The sequence below is a fragment of the Thorsellia anophelis DSM 18579 genome, from assembly GCF_900111395.1.
In the GTDB taxonomy this organism is placed as follows: Bacteria; Pseudomonadota; Gammaproteobacteria; order Enterobacterales; family Thorselliaceae; genus Thorsellia; species Thorsellia anophelis.
Genome location: NZ_FOHV01000011.1, coordinates 1 through 18,148, shown reverse-complemented (window position 1 = coordinate 18,148; position 18,148 = coordinate 1). Strand labels below are relative to the sequence as shown.

Annotated in this window: 16 protein-coding genes; 5 read left to right on the top strand and 11 right to left on the bottom strand. The window is 34.1% G+C overall.

All coding sequences use genetic code 11. The features are described 5' to 3' along the window. Positions 1 to 13: 13 nt before the first annotated feature. From BMW37_RS08120 to BMW37_RS14925, 3 genes are read left to right on the top strand one after another with little or no spacing between them, the layout of a single operon-like run. A complete protein-coding gene (locus tag BMW37_RS08120; protein ID WP_093319516.1) occupies positions 14 to 448 on the top strand; it encodes an ArsC family reductase in 435 nt (144 codons plus the stop codon). Beyond that, positions 449 to 1,603, top strand: a complete 1,155-nt coding sequence (gene dapE, locus BMW37_RS08115) for a succinyl-diaminopimelate desuccinylase (protein ID WP_093319514.1) — start codon at positions 449 to 451, stop codon at positions 1,601 to 1,603. Positions 1,604 to 1,606: 3 nt separating this feature from the next. Further along, positions 1,607 to 1,780 carry a YpfN family protein gene (locus tag BMW37_RS14925; RefSeq protein WP_143047618.1) on the top strand — a complete coding sequence of 58 codons (174 nt, stop codon included), beginning with the start codon at positions 1,607 to 1,609 and terminating at the stop codon, positions 1,778 to 1,780. Positions 1,781 to 1,853: 73 nt separating this feature from the next. On the opposite strand, the gene BMW37_RS08110 is transcribed toward BMW37_RS14925, so the two are convergent. The 8 genes from BMW37_RS08110 to nrdA form a co-directional block, all read right to left on the bottom strand. Then, complete coding sequence (locus BMW37_RS08110) at positions 1,854 to 2,267, bottom strand: PTS sugar transporter subunit IIA (RefSeq protein WP_093319512.1); 414 nt, start codon at positions 2,265 to 2,267, stop codon at positions 1,854 to 1,856. A gap of 168 nt (positions 2,268 to 2,435) precedes the next feature. Then, the gene (locus BMW37_RS08105) at positions 2,436 to 3,332 is read right to left on the bottom strand and encodes a DMT family transporter (protein ID WP_093319510.1); all 897 of its coding nucleotides are present in this window, start codon (positions 3,330 to 3,332) and stop codon (positions 2,436 to 2,438) included. Between the two features lie 64 nt (positions 3,333 to 3,396). Further along, positions 3,397 to 4,677, bottom strand: a complete 1,281-nt coding sequence (locus BMW37_RS08100) for an arsenic transporter (RefSeq protein WP_093319508.1) — start codon at positions 4,675 to 4,677, stop codon at positions 3,397 to 3,399. A gap of 47 nt (positions 4,678 to 4,724) precedes the next feature. Further along, entirely contained in the window at positions 4,725 to 5,972 is a 1,248-nt protein-coding gene (locus BMW37_RS08095) for a cation:dicarboxylate symporter family transporter (protein WP_093319506.1), read from the bottom strand. A gap of 63 nt (positions 5,973 to 6,035) precedes the next feature. Beyond that, a complete protein-coding gene (rfaH, locus tag BMW37_RS08090) occupies positions 6,036 to 6,536 on the bottom strand; it encodes a transcription/translation regulatory transformer protein RfaH (protein WP_093319505.1) in 501 nt (166 codons plus the stop codon). A 171-nt stretch (positions 6,537 to 6,707) separates the two neighbouring features. Continuing rightward, a complete protein-coding gene (gene yfaE, locus BMW37_RS08085; protein ID WP_093319503.1) occupies positions 6,708 to 7,013 on the bottom strand; it encodes a class I ribonucleotide reductase maintenance protein YfaE in 306 nt (101 codons plus the stop codon). Continuing rightward, positions 6,988 to 8,118: a class Ia ribonucleoside-diphosphate reductase subunit beta gene (gene nrdB, locus BMW37_RS08080; protein ID WP_093319500.1), complete on the bottom strand. Its 1,131-nt coding sequence runs from the start codon at positions 8,116 to 8,118 to the stop codon at positions 6,988 to 6,990. Before nrdB ends, yfaE begins: the two co-directional genes overlap by 26 nt. 92 nt (positions 8,119 to 8,210) lie before the next feature. Beyond that, positions 8,211 to 10,523, bottom strand: a complete 2,313-nt coding sequence (gene nrdA / locus BMW37_RS08075) for a class 1a ribonucleoside-diphosphate reductase subunit alpha (protein ID WP_093319498.1) — start codon at positions 10,521 to 10,523, stop codon at positions 8,211 to 8,213. Between the two features lie 332 nt (positions 10,524 to 10,855). Here nrdA and recB point away from each other — a divergent pair, with 332 nt between their 5' ends. After that, positions 10,856 to 14,677, top strand: a complete 3,822-nt coding sequence (gene recB, locus BMW37_RS08070) for an exodeoxyribonuclease V subunit beta (protein WP_093319495.1) — start codon at positions 10,856 to 10,858, stop codon at positions 14,675 to 14,677. Positions 14,678 to 14,746: 69 nt separating this feature from the next. Here the strand turns inward: recB and udk are convergent, their stop codons facing one another. Then, positions 14,747 to 15,412, bottom strand: coding sequence for a uridine kinase (gene udk, locus BMW37_RS08065; protein ID WP_093319492.1), 666 nt, complete (start codon positions 15,410 to 15,412; stop codon positions 14,747 to 14,749). Positions 15,413 to 15,664: 252 nt separating this feature from the next. On the opposite strand from udk, the gene BMW37_RS08060 reads away from it, so the two are divergent. Continuing rightward, on the top strand, positions 15,665 to 15,988 hold the full coding sequence (locus BMW37_RS08060; RefSeq protein ID WP_093319490.1) for a hypothetical protein: 324 nt from the start codon (positions 15,665 to 15,667) through the stop codon (positions 15,986 to 15,988). A 790-nt stretch (positions 15,989 to 16,778) separates the two neighbouring features. Here the strand turns inward: BMW37_RS08060 and BMW37_RS08055 are convergent. Next, a complete protein-coding gene (locus BMW37_RS08055; RefSeq protein ID WP_093319486.1) occupies positions 16,779 to 17,501 on the bottom strand; it encodes a hypothetical protein in 723 nt (240 codons plus the stop codon). Between the two features lie 305 nt (positions 17,502 to 17,806). Then, on the bottom strand, positions 17,807 to 18,148 hold a 342-nt coding region (locus BMW37_RS08050; RefSeq protein ID WP_143047617.1), incomplete at its 5' end, for an integrase core domain-containing protein.

Genomic DNA, 18,148 nt, shown 5'->3' with positions numbered 1-18,148 from the left:
GAGGAGTTGAGTAATGAATAAGTTTAAAATTACCATTTATGGTATTAAAAATTGCGATAAAATTAAAAAAGCTAAAACATGGTTAGAACTGCAAGACATTGGTTATACTTTTGTAGATTACCGCAAAGATGGTATTTCAGACGAGTTTTTACAACGCCAAATTGAAAAAATTGGCGTAGACAGCTTAATTAATAAGCGTGGTACTACATGGCGTAATTTATCTGAGACAGATAAATCGAATTTAGATAATATTGATCATGCTGTTAATTTGCTTAAAACATACCCAGCATTGATAAAAAGACCATTATTGATTGCCAATCCAATTGCTGATGAACCAACTATCAAACTTCTTGGTTTCAGTGCCAAACAGTATTTAAATTTTTTCAATGAATTATTTACCAAAACATCTCCATCGCACTCAATGAATATGAAAAAGGGAATTGCATAGATGCCAAATAATATTCAATCTAAGCAATTTATTACTCAACTGTTAAGTCAACTTATCGAAAAACCATCAGTTAGCCCAAATGATTGTGGATGCCAAGAGATTTTGATTAATCATTTAGAAAAATTAGGCTTTGTTATTGAAAGAATGCCTTTTGGTGAAGTAAGTAATTTTTGGGCCGTATTAGAAACTAAAAATCCGGGTCCTACATTAGTTTTTTCTGGGCACACTGATGTTGTTCCTACTGGTAATGAAGCAGATTGGACATATCCACCTTTTACACCCACAGTCGTTGGCGATCTGATTTATGGGCGTGGCACAGCTGATATGAAAGGCTCTATTGCTGCAATGATGTTGGCTGCTGACACTTTTACTAAGTCTAGTCATTTTAAACGAGGTAGGCTTGCTTTTTTAATTACATCCGATGAAGAAGACAAAGCGATTGATGGCACTCAAAAGGTTGTTGAAGTATTGCGCAGCCGAAATGAACAAGTCGATTACTGCGTAGTAGGAGAACCTTCTAGCCGTGATATGCTAGGGGATGTCGTTAAAAATGGTCGAAGAGGATCCCTGACTGGAAATTTAAAAGTGAATGGTGTTCAGGGACATGTTGCTTATCCACATCTTGCCAAAAATCCTGTTCATCTTGCGCTTGCCGCATTAGATGAGTTAACTCATGAAGTGTGGGATGATGGTAATGCTTTTTTTCCAGCAACATCATTTCAAATCGCAAATGTTAATGCTGGTACTGGGAGTCCTAATGTTATTCCTGGTGAAATGCTGGTGCAATTTAATTTTCGGTTTGGTACTGAATTGACAGTTGATTTGATTAAGTTTAGAGTAACAGAAATCTTAGATAAATATAAATTTGATTATGATTTAGACTGGTGGTTATCTGGATTACCATTTTTGACTGCTGATGGTCATTTAGTTGAAGCAGTATCAAATTCAGTTACTGAATTTATTGGTTTGACTCCTATGCTTGAAACAACCGGTGGTACTTCAGATGGTCGATTTATTGCAACTTTGGGGACGCAAGTGGTTGAAATTGGACCTATCAATGAAATGATACATAAAGTAGATGAACATGTTTCGCTTAATGATTTGGTTACATTAAATAAGATCTATAATTCCATTATGAAAAGTATCTTAGGATAATATATGCAAATCTTGCAGGACTATTGGTGGGTGATTATTATTTTCTTAGTAGGGGTTTTAGTGAATCATCTAGTTGATTTAAATAAGATGGATCATAAGCAATATCTGAAACATAGAAATAAAGATACAGACGATAGTTCTGATGAGAGAAAAAATAAAAAAGATGACATATGGTAATTTATTTTGAATATAGTTGTTTATGCAAAAAAAGGTGGCTTTAGCCACCTTTTTTATTTACTGGTCATACAAATTAGCCAACTTGATCTATATCTCGCGGATCAATAGTAACCATTCTTACGCCTTGAGCGCCAACCATTCTAAGATGTGTTGAGAGTTCTCTTAAGTCCGTTATGCTGCTCAGTGCAAATTCGAGTATCATAGGTAAGTTTACTCCACTTAATAGAACTAAATCATCTCTTTGTGTCATAACTTGGATAGTCGCATTAGAAGGTGTACCCCCAAGAATATCAGCCATGACAAGAACAGGGCCTGGACCAATTGTCTTTAAGGCAGCTTTGAGTTCTTTTTCTAAGGTAGCCGTATTTTGAAATTCTTGCATAGTTAAAACGGTAACTTGAGGCATCTCATCAAGTATCATTGATGCAACACGGACCAACTCTTCGGCTAAATCGCCATGGCTAACTAATATGAGATGTGGTTTCATAATCTGTATCCTTAGTTAAAATAATAAACTTGAAAATAGGAGTGCTACTTAAAATTAGATAGTTTTTTCTTTGGTAACTTAGCATAGCTTATTTGGTTCATAATTTCACGATCTTAACCTAAACCTGTGAGTAAAATTCTAAATGTTTGAACTAGGTCACAGAGTTCATTAAGCTGAATCATAAGATTGCTTAAGCTTAAAGTTCTGAATTTTAGGGTGTAACATGACCGTTGAGATTAACAAAATGACCCCAATATAAAACGCAAGACTTAAATCTTTTTGTTCGCCAAGTAAAATAATCGCTAAAATAATCGTATAAACAGGCTCTAAATTGATAATAAGTTGAACACTATAGGCGCTAAGTTGACGAAGTGCGACAAGTGATAAAGCAAACGGGAGTAAAGTGCAAAATAAACTTAGAACTACAAGTAAAATAAAATCTTGTAGATTAGGTATAATAAAAATTGCATTTGAATCTGATTTTAGAAGAATGATTGCACTCAATAGCAATGTTCCAGATAGCATTTCAATTGCAGTAACTGCTAGAGGTGGGGCTAGGGAAGACCATTTTTTGTTCATAATACTAAATGCAGCAACAAAAAAAGCAGAGATAGCACCTAATACAATACCCTTGTACATTTCAATGGAGACACCACCTACCACCAATATGATTGCAGGTATGACAAGTAAACTTAAAAGTAATTCTTTATAAGAAAACCCCCTTCGAAAGACAATAGGTTCAATTAAAGAAATAAACAAGGGTGCAAAAGCCATACAAGTTGCGGCAATTGATGCATTTGAGTGCTTAATTGAGTCATAGAAGGTATACCAGTGTAATCCAACAAAAAGGCCAATTACACAATAAATGCCAATTAGCTTCAGCGGGATCTTTCGGATTGAACGCCAAACAGTAGGAATTAAAAAAAGAATACCGGCAACTAAAAGCATTCGCCACCAGACGAGATCTAAAGCGGGTAAGGTGATATATACACCTAGAATTCCGGTAAATCCCCAAAGTAAAACACAGAAATGAATTTTAAGTCTTGCGATTGATTCTGTATTCATAGATACCTTGAAAATAGAGAAATTAAACGTTTTAAACGTCAGTATTGTGAAGTTACTGGTTATATTAACGGATAATCCAAACAAGCGCAAACAGCGTAATTAATAAAACAGGTAATGTGAGGGTAATGCCTATTTTAAAATAATATCCCCAAGAGATATAGATATTTTTCTTGGCTAAGACATGGAGCCAGAGTAGGGTGGCTAGGCTACCTATAGGAGTCATTTTAGGGCCTAAATCACTACCAATAATATGGGCGTAGATCATTGCATCTTTGATTAATCCATTACTATCGCTGTTATCAATAGAAATGGCACCTATCAAGACAGTAGGTAGATTATTCATTATTGAACTTAACAATGCACTCAATAAACCAGTACCAATTGTTGCAACCAGTATGCCTTCTTTTGCAAGTAAACTAAGTTGTAGTGATAAAAAATCAGTCAGTCCTGCATTACGAAGTCCGTATACCACTAAATACATTCCTAAAGAAAAAATCACAATTTGCCAAGGTGCTTGTTTTATTACTTTTAGCGTGTTGATTTTTCTTTGGGTTACTGCCACAACCATCAGGGCAAGTGCTGCTATTGCGGCGATGAAACTTACAGGGATACCAAGCGGTTCTAGAATAAAGAAGGCAATAAGTAATATGGTAAGGATAATAAATCCAGCGTAAAAAGTAACTATATCTTTTATTGCGTCTTTTGGGCGATTACTATTTGGCTCTTGATATAAATTAGGAATATCATTATAGAAAAACAGATGTAATATTATCAAAGATGCGCCAATCGAAACGAAGTTAACAGGGATCATGATTCTGGCATATTCGGTAAAAGAAATATCAAAAAAGTCAGCTGTGACAATATTTACAAGATTAGAAACGATTAAGGGTAAGCTTGCCGAATCGGCAATAAAGCCAGCAGACATGAGAAGTGCTAGGGTTGTTTTAAGGTTAAATTGCAATGCTTGAGTCATTGCTATCACTATAGGGGTCAATATCAGTGCAGCACCATCATTTGTAAAAATAGCTGAGATTCCTGCACCTAACAAAATGATCCAGGTAAATAAAATACGACCTAACCCAAATCCGAGCTTTAATATATGGCTCGCAGCCCATTCGAAAAAACCAGATTCATCTAAAATAAGGGAAATGATGATTATTGCAATAAAGGTAAATGTTGCGTTCCAAATGATATCCCACACAATGAAAATATCACTAAAATGAATTACACCGAATAACAGAGCAAAAAAAGCCCCTGTACAGGCAGACCATCCTATACCTAATCCTCTTGGCTGCCATATGACAAAAATGAGCGTAATAATGAAAATAATGGCAGCAACAAGCATAAGATTCCTGGAGGATTATTGTTATCGGTTTTGTTTCACCAATTGATTTATTGGTCGACTTTTTTAGGTGCAAATTCACCTTGCCATTTTGCAATGATGACAGCTGCAAGACCATTACCAATTACGTTTACAGCTGTTCTACCCATATCTAATATTCTATCAATTCCTACTATATAGGCAAGACCTTGTACTGGTAATCCTTTTATACCAAGCGTGGTAACAAGAACAACAATCGATACCCCAGGTACTCCTGCAATACCTTTAGAGGTAACCATTAAAATAAGCACAAGGGATATTTGTTCTGCTATCGGAAAATCAATGTTATACATTTGAGCTATGAATATTGCTGCAATTGCTTGGTAAAGTGTTGAGCCATCTAGATTAAAAGAGTAGCCAGTTGGTATGACAAATGAAGAAATATGTTTAGGTACCCCAATGCTTTCAACTTTTTCAATCAATCTTGGTAGAACCGTTTCAGAGCTAGCAGTTGAAAATGCTAAAATAATTTCATCTTTAATGAGTGAAATGAGCGAGAAAATACTATATCCAAATATTTTTGCAACCGCACCTAATATAACAATCACAAAAAAGAACATGGTAACATAAATCACTAGTATAAGTTTGCCTAGCGGTATAAGTGATGCGATACCATATTTAGCTACTGTAATTCCTATTAACGCAAATACACCTATTGGGGCAAATCGCATAATTTGATGAGTGATGTGAAACATCGTATCTGCAGCGCCTTTTAACATTTTAGTTACCGGCTTTGCCGATTCACCTACTGCAGAAAGACCTAATCCGAAAATGACAGAGAAAAATATAATAGCTAACATATCCCCATTGGCAATTGCAGCAAATGGATTAGTCGGTACTATATGCACAATAGTATCAATTAAGCTCATATCTTTTTGACTATTGGCTGTATGAACGTATTTACTGATATCCCCTTGGGTTAAACTACTAAAATCAACACCTGCACCAGGTTTGAAAAGATTTGCAGAGACAATACCAACAATAATGGCAAGGGTTGTAATAATTTCAAAATATAGTAAGGTCTTCCCACCAAGCTTACCAAGCTGTTTTACATCACCACTACTAGCAATAGCGACTACAATACTAGTGATAACAATTGGGATAACGATCATTTTGATAAGCCGTAAAAAAATATCGCCAATTGGTTCAAGCACTAATTGAAGAGTAGGATTAACATAAAAAATCCATCCCACGATGATCCCAAGTATTAGCCCATAAAAAATTTGCCAGGCAAGGCTGGTTCCTTTTGTTTTTTTCATATCTTCTTCCTTGAATGATTCTATTAAATTGAGAGGTAATTAAAGACTGGATGAATTATACGTCTAGTTTAGCTCATTTTTTTTATCAAAATCGGTATTATCTATTATTTTTCTGACATCTTTACCCAGCATTTTGACTAATAAGACAGACCGCATTTCACCGTTTTGTTCATGATAGATGGCCTCGAGACCTTTAAAGACACCACTTGTTATAGTCACTGTTTCTCCCTGTTTTGGAAGATCACTGTTTTCTATAAACACCTCTTTTGGAATTTTAAGTCCCTCTATCAATGAATCAGGTACAATAGCAGGATCTAATCCATTACGGATAAAGTAGGATACACCACGTGTGCCTGATATAGTGGTGGTGTGAATTTCCTCAGGATTAAATTGAATAAAGAGGTAGTTTGGAAAAAGTGGTTCGTTTACTACTTGCCGTTTTCCTCTAATAATTTTTTCGGTTTCAAACGTTGGAAAAAAACAGTTAACTAATTGTTGTTCTAAATGTGTAGCAGCGCGTTCTATTTGGCCACGCTTACAATATATTAGGTACCATGATTTCATGTCAATATCTTATATAGAAAGAGTCATTAGCTGTTTGTGCTCATAACTAGAAATAAATGTATTTATAAATTTATCATCGACTACTGGCTAATCAAAAATTATGTGAAAATACTAGCCGAAAAAAATTAGCTGTATAGCTAACTAATAAAATTAGCTTGTAGTCTATCGTGTTTATAATTCTAATTCAAGATCAGTTAAGGGAAAACAGCAGCATGGGAGTATATCATTTGGTTCAAGATAAGCTAAAGGGTCAGTGATATATTGTACCGACCCTTTTTTGATCTTTGTTCGACAAGCACCACAGTAGCCCTCTTTGCACTGAAAATCGATCCTAACATTATTTTTTTTCAGTGTCTCTAACAGTGTAACTTCTCCTTTGCTACGATAAATTAATTTATTTTGATGCACTAATTTAATTTTGCACTGAAGCGTAACATTAGAGAAATGTTGTTTAGAGTTTAAAGTCACTGAAGTCATCCGCATCCACCTCTGCATCAATCTGGCCGACTAAATATGAACTTACTTCCACTTCTTGAGGTGCTACTTGCACATTATCAGACACAAGCCAAGCATTAATCCATGGAATAGGATTACTTTTTGTTGCAAAGGGCATAGCGAGTCCAACTGCTTGCATTCTTGTATTAGTAATATAATCGACATATTGGCATAGAATATCTTTATTAAGACCTATCATTGAGCCATCTTTAAATAGATATTCAGCCCATTGCTTCTCTTGCTCTGCAACTCTCACAAAAAGATCATAACATTCCGTTTCACATTCTTTTGCAATTTCAGCCATTTCAGGGTCATCTTGGCCTGAACGAAGTATATTAAGCATGTGTTGTGTACCAGTAAGATGAAGCGCTTCATCTCTTGCAATCAGCTTAATGATTTTAGCATTCCCTTCCATCAATTCGCGTTCTGCAAAGGCAAATGAGCATGCAAAGCTGACATAAAAACGGACAGCCTCAAGTGCGTTTACGCTCATTAAGCATAGATAAAGTAATTTTTTGAGTTGCTTTTTGTTAACGCTAATTATTTTACCTGCAACCGAATGTTGTCCTTCCCCTAAAAGATGGTAGAGATTGGTTAGGTGAATTAATTCATCATAGTAACGGGATATATCATCTGCACGCTTTGCTATTTCTTTATTAGTCACGATATCATCGAATACAATACTTGGATCATTCATTACATTACGAATGATATGAGTATACGATCTTGAATGGATAGTTTCAGAAAATGACCATGTTTCAACCCAAGTTTCTAATTCAGGTAAAGAGATAATTGGCAAAAATGCAATATTAGGACTTCTGCCTTGAATTGAGTCTAAGAGAGTTTGATACTTTAGATTGCTGATAAAAATATGTTTTTCATGATCTGGCAAGTTATTGTAATCAATTCGATCTTTGGACACATCAACTTCTTCTGGTCGCCAAAAAAATGAAAGTTGCTTCTCAATCAGTTTTTCAAATATCTCATATTTTTGTTGATCATACCGAGCAACATTGACAGGTTGACCAAAAAACATTGGTTCACGTAATTGATCATTCTTTTTCTTAGAAAATGTAGTGTATCCCATTTTGAATTCCTGTAACAAAGTAGATAGTCTTTAACTGTTAAGAATCTCTTCACTCAGAAGAGTAAAGAACCCAATTTGATTATTATGAATAATTAAATTTTACAACCGCCTTCACAATCATCATCTCCCGCTTCACTGATATCAACTAAGGTAGGTAAATCATTATCACGAATATCGCCTTGGACATCGTCTGCACCGTCACGTGTGTTATGGTAATATAATGTTTTAATACCGTACTTATAAGCAGTTAATAAATCAGTGATTAATTGGCGCATAGGCACCTTATCACCAGGGAAACGCTTAGGATCATAGTTAGTGTTTGACGAAATGGATTGGTCAATAAATTTCTGCATAATCGCAACTAATTTTAGATAACCTTCATTACTCGGCATTTCCCAAAGTAACTCATATTGAGTTTTAAGTAATTCGTAATCAGGCACGACTTGTTTTAAAATACCATCTTTAGATGCCTTAATACTAATATGTCCTCTTGGTGGTTCAATCCCATTGGTGGCATTTGAAATTTGGGATGAGGTTTCTGATGGCATTAATGCAGAAAGCGTTGAGTTTCTTAAACCATGTTTTTGGATTGAAGCACGCAATGCTTCCCAATCTAAATGCAACGGCTCTTGGCAATAGCTATCAACATCTTTTTTATAGGTATCTATTGGTAAAATACCTTGTGAATAAGTAGTTTGATCAAACCATGGGCAAGGGCCTTGCTCTATTGCTAAATTATTAGACGCTTTGAGTAAATAGTACTGTATCGCCTCAAATGTTTTATGAGTCAGGTTATTTGCACTCCCATCCGAATAGCGAACACCATTTTTAGCAAGATAGTAAGCAAAGTTAATCACACCTACGCCTAAGGTTCTACGCCCTTCAGATCCTCTTCTAGCTGCAAATAGCGGATAATCCTGGTAATCTAGTAATGCATCAAGTGCACGCACTGCAAGATCTGCTAAGTTTTCAAGCTCAGAAAGATCACTTATTTCCCCTAAATTAAAAGCAGATAATGTACATAGTGCAATTTCACCTTCAGGATCATGCAAGTCAGAAGAAGGATTAGTTGGTAAAGCTATCTCTAGACAAAGATTAGATTGTCTTACCGGTGCCACTTTAGGGTCAAAAGGACTATGCGTATTGCAATGATCTACATTTTGAATGTAAATACGTCCAGTAGACGCTCTTTCTTGCAGCATTAAAGAAAATAAGTCAACAGCTTTTATTTTTTGTTTTCTTATAGTTATATCTTTTTCATATTGATTATAAAGCAATTCAAATTGCTCTTGGTCTGCAAAAAATGCATCATACAAGCCAGGTACGTCTGATGGACTAAATAGCGTGATGTCTTCATTTTTAATCAGGCGCTCGTACATAAGTTTATTAATCTGTACACCATAGTCTAAATGGCGAACACGATTTTGCTCAACACCGCGGTTATTTTTAAGTACTAATAAACTTTCAACTTCCAAGTGCCATATAGGATAAAATAAGGTAGCTGCGCCACCTCTTACCCCACCTTGGGAACAAGATTTAACGGCTGTTTGAAAGTGTTTATAAAATGGAATACATCCGGTGTGAAACGCTTCACCACCACGAATTGAACTGCCTAGTGCACGAATTCGACCCGCATTGATCCCAATACCTGCGCGTTGAGAGACATATTTTACAATAGAACTAGCTGTGGTATTAATTGAATCTAAGCTATCACCACATTCAATTAATACACATGAGCTAAATTGTCTAGTCGGTGTGCGTACGCCTGCCATAATTGGAGTAGGCAGTGAAATTTTAAACGTTGAAATTGCATCATAAAAGCGTTGAATATAACTTAATCTTGTAGTTTTCTCATATTGAGCGAAGAGACAAGCTGCAACAAGAATATAGAGGAACTGTGCACTTTCATAAATTTCACCAGTCACACGATTTTGTACTAAATATTTTCCTTCAAGTTGCTTTACAGCTGCGTAAGAAAATTTCATATCTCTTTCGTGATCAATCATTGTATCAAGCGTATCGAGCTCTTCTTTAGTATAATCATTAAGAATATGTTTATCATATTTGCCTAGATTAACTAACTTTGTCACATGGTCGAATAGTGTTGGGGGACTGAATTCTCCGAACGCTTTTTTTCTTAAATTATAGGTCGCAAGTCTAGCTGCTGCATATTGATAATCAGGAGAATCAGTTGAGATAAGATCAGCTGCAGCTTTAATCAGTGTCTCATGAATATCAGATGTGCGTATTCCTTCATAGAATTGAATGCGAGCACCTAATTCTATCTGTGATGCTGAAACATTTTTAAGATCTTCAGTTGCCCATTTTATCACACGATGAATCTTATCTAAGTTAATTTTTTCTAAACGTCCATCTCGTTTTGTGACCATTATGTTCTGAGTCATGATATTAGCCTTGATTGTCTCTATTATGTACTTGATTTAGTTAATTGCTAAGTAATTTAGCTGTTATGTCTAAATGTTACACTAGCACTATATATGGTGTTTTTCTTCTTATCTTTTACAAGATAGTGTGTTTTGAAGAATAATTCAAGTAAGAAATATTTGCAAAAAAGACTTGATTTTTTCTGCACTCGTTGTGTAGATAAATGCGGTTTGACTTTCACGAAAGTCAAGTGAAAAAAAATTTTTTTTGTATGTGGATTTTCTATTCGATGTGGATTAAAAAATACTATTCTAGTGTATGATAGGTTAAAGAAAAAATTTGAGGGGAAATCATGACCAAATCTAGCGGATTAGATGAAAAACAAATTACGATGCTCACGTTAGAACCGTTTAAAATGCCTTTAGATGGAACAATTTTAATTGAGGCGTCAGCAGGTACCGGAAAAACCTATACTATCTCTTTATTATATTTACGCCTGCTACTTGGAATTAGAAACGAAAATGTTTTTTCAGAACCCTTAACGGTAGAACAGATATTGGTTGTGACTTTTACTAAAGCCGCTACAGAAGAATTACGTGAGCGTATTCGTTTAAACATTCATGAACTCAGAGTGACGTGTATTCGATTTTTAGCTAATCCTGAATTAGTAAAATTTTCAAGATTATTTCCCTTGATTGAGTTACTTGACCAACATAAATTAATCAATACTGCGATTGAAAGGTTATTGCTTGCAGAACAAGAGATGGATAAAGCTGCAATCTATACTATCCATGGATTTTGTCAAAGAGCACTAAGCGGCCTTGCCATTGAATCAGGTAGTCCATTTGATTTTGAATTAAAAGAAAATAATTATCATATGCTTGAGCAGGCAAGTGTTGATTTTTGGCGAAAATATTGTTATCAAATGCCGCTTTACTTACATAAAAAAATATTAAGTTTTTATGCCACTCCTCACGATTTAAAAAATGCAATAATTCAGTATTTAGAAGGGGATTTGCCAGTTTTTTCTGATGATTTAATTTCAAACAGAACAAACATAATTAAGCTAAGTGAATTAGATAAATTAACCACTGTTGAACAAAAAATATCTTATTTGATAGCACTGTGTGAACAAATGCAGATTAAAATTGCAAAATTTAAAACTGATTGGCTTGCTGCAATGAACGATTCGAATTCAGCCTTGACAAGATTACTATCAGATTTAAGTTGTTTACATCAAGGTGTTTATAAACCTACTAAAATTGAACCTATTGTAAATAAAATTACACAATGGGCGACATCCACTTTACCTGATTTGACTTTTTTAGATGAAGTCAGCTTGTTTAGTCAATCATATTTAAAGGCGAAAACAACTAAAGGTAATAAAACGCCTTCAATGGATTTATTTGAAGAGGTAGATAAGCTGCAAGAAGAAGTTGATTTTCAAATAATAAAAAGCAATTTTTTGAAAATAGCAATTTTTGAAATGAGAACATTACTGCAGCAAGATAAAAATAAAAAAGGTGTGCTGACGTTTAATGATCTGATCTCAAGACTTGATGACGCTTTTAAAACAGATGAAAACCATCATTTAGTCAAAACACTACAGCATGAATTCCCTGTTGCACTTATCGATGAGTTTCAAGATACAGATCCTGCGCAGTATCGAATATTTTCTACGCTTTATCGCACAAATTACCATTCACTCCATGAATCATTGCTGCTGTTAATTGGCGATCCTAAACAAGCTATTTATGGGTTTCGTGGTGCTGATATTCATACTTATATGCGTGCTAAATCTGAAGCCAAACGCCATTATACACTTGATACAAACTATCGCTCTTCTGTGAGCGTTATATCCTCAATTAATCAGTTATTTGATTATTCTGAAAACCCTTTCATGTATGAACAAATCCCCTTTTACCGTGTGAATGCAGCAAAAGTTAATGAAGGACTTGGTTTTATTGTGGAAGGTAAACAGGAAGCTGGGCTTAATATTATGCGCCCTGAATTAGATGGAACTTTAAGCTTAGTTGAATACAAACATTTTATGGCTCAAGCATTGGCTAAAAAAGTAGCTAACTGGCTGATGCTAGCACAAAATAATTTGGCTTATTTTCAGACGAAATCAGAAAAGAAAACACTTCAAGTTGAAGATATTACAGTCATAGTAAGAAGTAAATCAGAAGCTGCTTTAATACAAGATGCATTAAAACTATATGACATTAACAGTGTTTATCTTTCTGCAAATGAATCAGTCTTTAGCACTGATCTTGCTTTGGATTTATTACGCCTACTAAAAGCGGCCTATGAGCCGCAAAATGAACGTTTAATTCGTGAATCACTAGGCACTATTTTATTTCAAATGACAGCCCTAGAGCTTTATGAACTGCAAGAAAATGAGCAACTGTGGGAAAACAAATTATATCAATTTCAAGTTTATCAACAAAAATGGCAGCAATATGGTGTGATGGCATTTTTACGTGATGTTTTGATTGAAAATAGATTATCAGAAAAATGGTATAGTTCTGGCCAAGGCGAACGGATGCTAATGGACTTTATGCATCTGTCTGAATTATTGCAAAAAGCAGAAAGTGAATTTGAAAGCCAGCATGAGCTAATTAAATGGTTTGGTGAACAGATTGAAATGCCTACAGTTGAATCGCAAGAAGCTCAGTTAAGGCTTGAAAGTGATAAGCACGTCATTAAAATTGTCTCCATACATAAATCAAAGGGACTAGAATATCCTATCGTGCTACATCCTTTTGCTTTGATGTACCAAGCTCCTAAAGCACAATTAGATTTTATGGATGAAACTATAAACGAACGCGTTCTTGATATTGCGGGTATCCGTAAAGACGATATAAAACTACAAGCTGAAAAATCAAGGTTATCAGAAGATATTCGCTTAAGCTATGTTGCTTTAACTAGGGCAGTATATCATTGCGTTATTGGATTTTCACCGGTTAGGGAAAAATCAAACTCTAAATCAACCATCACGCACAGAACAAGTGTAGGAAGTTTATTAGTTAAAGAAGATGAACTTGCAAATGACATTGACTTTTACAATGTGATTTCAAATATTGCTAATCAAACAAAAGATGGACTGAATTCTATCAGTGTTGAGAAGTTAACTGATACCGATGATACTTATGACAATTCACTAATTAAAACGAATAATAATGAGCAATTAAAATCCTTTGAAGCAGAGAAATTTACTCGCACTGTATTAGATAATTGGACTATGTCAAGTTATAGTCATTTATCCACAAGGCAGAAGCAACTTTTAAGTACGCCTCAAGTAGCGAAGCGCGATGATAAAATCCAAGAGTTATTACAGACAAAGATGTTAAAAACTAATATCCAAAATGTTGATGGTGACGCTATCAAAGACATTTACCATTTTCCAAAAGGTGCATTTGCAGGGATATTTTTACATGGCATACTAGAACATCCAGAACAATACTTGAGCGCTGATAAAATACAAAAAGAGTATGCTTGGAGAACTGCATTGGAACGATTTTCAATTCATTTAAACATTAACCCATTATCAGATGATAATAATGAATTAGGGCAATGGCAACAAGTATTAGAAGATTGGCTTTATAGGCTCTATTATCATGAGCTCCCTTTTGCAAATGTCCGATTATCAAATATACCTTATGAGATGCAGAGTAGAGAATTACATTTTCATTTAAATATGCCTAATCCACTTACTGCAAATCAATTAAATAAAACCATTCAAGAATATGATAGTTTATCTGCTCAAGCAGACTTATTAACATTCGATACCGTGCAAGGTATGTTACAAGGTTTTATTGATCTCGTATTTATGCATGATGATAAGTATTATATTATTGATTATAAATCTAATCATTTAGGGTATGCGTTTGATGCTTATACACAAGCTAATATGCAGTTAGCCATGATTGAACATCGCTATGATCTTCAGTACCAAATCTATACTTTAGCTTTACATCGATATCTGAAACAAAGACTTCCTAATTATGCCTATGATACGCATATGGGAGGAGTTTTTTATTTGTTTATCAGAGCAGCAGGGGACGTGCCAGAAGAGGGAGCTGACACCCAATATTTAAATGATTTACAGCCAGGGGTATTTTACACTAAGCCTGATTATAAGTTGATTTTAGAGTTAGATGAACTTTTTTAGTCATATCGTTTTACTAGATTAACGGGCTGTTAGATAGATGTTAATATGATTAAGTTTTTGACATTTAATTTAAAAAAAGGTTTTAATTTGAGCTTTCAACATTTCAATTGCACGTCTATTTTTGCCACCTTTAGGAATAATGACATCAGCAAATTGTTTAGAAGGATCAATAAATTGTAGATACATAGGCCGAACTGTTGCACGATACTGTGCAATAACAGATTCCATTGAGCGCCCACGTTCATTCATATCGCGCTGCATTCTTCTTATCAGACAGATATCAAGTGGAGTATCAACGAAAATAGAAAAATTGAGCTCTTCTCTAATGCGAGGGTCTGTGAGGAGTAATATGCCTTCTAAAATGATAACTCGTTTGCTGGTAAAATGGCGAGTTTCTTTTTTTCGTGTATGATTAACATAATCATACAGAGGTATTTCGACTGAATGACCTGTTTTTAGCGCTTTGAGTTGACTGATTAATAAATCATGATCCATTGAATTAGGATGGTCGTAATTTGTTTTAATTCGTTCTTCATAGGTTAAATGATCTTGGCACTTGTAATAGCTGTCTTCTGGTATAATATCAATCCAATTGTCTCCAACATCTGCTTTTAATTCCTTGTAAAGCGTGTCTGCTAGAAGAGTTTTACCAGATGCAGATGCGCCTGCAATCCCGATAATGATACAAGGATTTGTGATGGGGATATTAGACGATTGGGTATTAGTATCTGGCATATGAGTATAACCTATTAGGGCAAATGAAGTTTGGATTATAAAAAGGTGATTATATCAGAATTATCAAATCATGCATAAAAAATTGCCTGCCTAGTCTATAGAGTCATGATCAAAATATACCCACATTAAGAGGGAATTGCGTGAGCATGATGAGATTACAAGGTTAAAATCACAACTAAATATGAATCAGATATTTATTCAAGAACCATGTAACATTCAAAATGTTACTGTGTTGGATAGTTGAGGGATAAAATGAATAAGCAATTTGTAGTGAAGTGTGAAAAGTTATTATTTCTTTTTACTTCATTAAGCATCATTTTAAAAAGTGAAAATGAGACTAATTGGTCATTAGGAGTTAATAATATAATTTCTCAATTGACACCGCCAAATTATGGTGAATTACTCGATCCTTATAAAGCTTTTCAATCAGTCTCATCAATGTATAGATTAATGGAAGGGGGGTATGGGAGTTTTTCTGATTTTTATGTATGGAGAGAGGATTTTGATACGCGAAAAAAACTTAACGAAGAACTAAATATGATAAAAGAAAAAATTTGGTTTACTTTAAATGACTAATATATAATGCAATGCAAGATTTTTTATTAAATCACCTTCTCTAGCTGTAAAGGGTTCCTGTTCCGCTTTGCGATTCAATAAAACATCAAGGCTATGAGAAAGTAATTTTCGAACTAGTCGATTCGTTAAGCTCTATTTGTTTCTTGCCCACGATTTTTCAGTATTAAACTGCGTAGCAAGCTATCCTATAGTCGTTTCATTTGTTAGTACTTAAGTAATAGTATCATAAATATCAATCACATACCCAATTGATTTATATCTTAAATATTATCCTGATAAATCCAAATTGTTATATTTTAGCGGTTTTATCCCGAAATTATACATTAAAATAGCCAATTTCTGTTCAACAAGGTTTATAAGTGAACAAATAAGTTTTAATTTAAACAATGCATTATGGGTGCATTGTTTAAAATTGTTACTATTCAGCAGGTTTTTTAAATTTAATTTCACCATAAAATCATTTATTTAAATATTGAAGACTGTTATCTGAGGCAAACTTATCATATAAAAAAACACTAAACCAAGGTTATCTAGCTATTTAGCTGGAAAACATATCCAATTTAATCAATAAGATAAACCTGCTGAATAGTAACTTAAAATTTAATCTTAAGTACCTACAAATGATAGTCGTTTCAATACGCCTCCACGTTAGAGTCGTTTATAAGAATTAGATTTGCGGATTTACTTTGTATGGATAAAAATATATTTTTATAGGTTAATTTAGCTTATTTTTAAAAAGCAATTTAGGTCATCATACAAATTTTTAATCAAAATTAAAAAAATATTAAAGTCATCCACAATAATATTCAAAAAGCGAATTCAACTCTTGAAAAAAAATATTCCTGCGATAATCACTTTTTATACTATTCAATTTTTTTTGTAGATTTTCATTTACGTAAAAAACCAATTTACTCATGTCATCATTAAACTCTTCAAGTTTATTATCCGATATATATTCAAAAAAACAATCAAAAATAAAATACTCTTCGGCGCTTGGTTCAGTTACATCATCCATAAAACCAAACTCATTGTCTGTCAGATATTTGATGGGATTGTTCAATATATATCCTATAAATTTGTTGTCTTGAGCCATTATGAAAAAATCCTTATATAGAGAATAACATGATACCTCACCTTGTATATTTTCCTCATTGAATAGAAAAAGTATTTTTTTTATTGGATCAAAAAATCTGAATTTCATTGGTGAAACATTAAATAGCTTATCATTTAATAAATTCAATGAACAAAACCCTGCAAAATTAGAAGTAATTTTAATACGACAATTTATATTAGGAATTGATATATTGATGCCCATAAGTTTTTTATGATTGTCAAAATAAAACAAATCGGATATATCAGCAAACCAATGTTCAGATGATATTAACATTTCTCTTTTTTTGTTTGAGTTTAAAGAAATCAATGATGAATTTCCACCAAAATTCCACCTTAATATAAAATCGTCATATTGCGGTGTAATTGTTTCAAGCATAAATATATCTGTAGTAATTTGCAAAATTATAACCCTTCTATTTTTGTAGCGGGCGGAATGAAACCACCAGTAGGCCTTGGAATTTATCCATTCATTTTCATTTCTGGTGTGATTGGTAAGCCTAGATAATTTGGACTTTCACCATAGATAGCTGAACCACTTTCTCCACTCAGGCTGCTGTGGCCGTAACACGTGATTATATTTCCTTAAGCTCCACCTTTTCTATGAGTTACAACTATATTTCCATCCTTATAAAAAATCATATTCTCATTTTTGCCTTGAACACAGTATCTAGATTACTCAGAACATCTTTCTTTAGCCGATAAATGTCAAGCGACCTGTCCGATTTTTTTACTGCTATTTGCATCATTGTCTTTGACTGGGTTAAATACTATTTTGTCTTCATAATCCCAGTCTCTTGTATCCCGAGTGTTCCAACGCTCTGGAAAGGTTAATTTAGCAACCCTATAGACTTCTTTTCGTTTAGCCAGTATGTCACCATCAATACCTTGGTGGCGCTGAGCAGGCGTCACGTATTTAATGCCACTGTGTCTATGTTCATTGTTGTACCAATAAACAAAACTGAGTACCCATTCTCTTGCTTCCTCTATATCTTTAAATCCTTGTCGAGGGTATTGTTTACGTGTTTTCATACTACCGAATAAACTTTC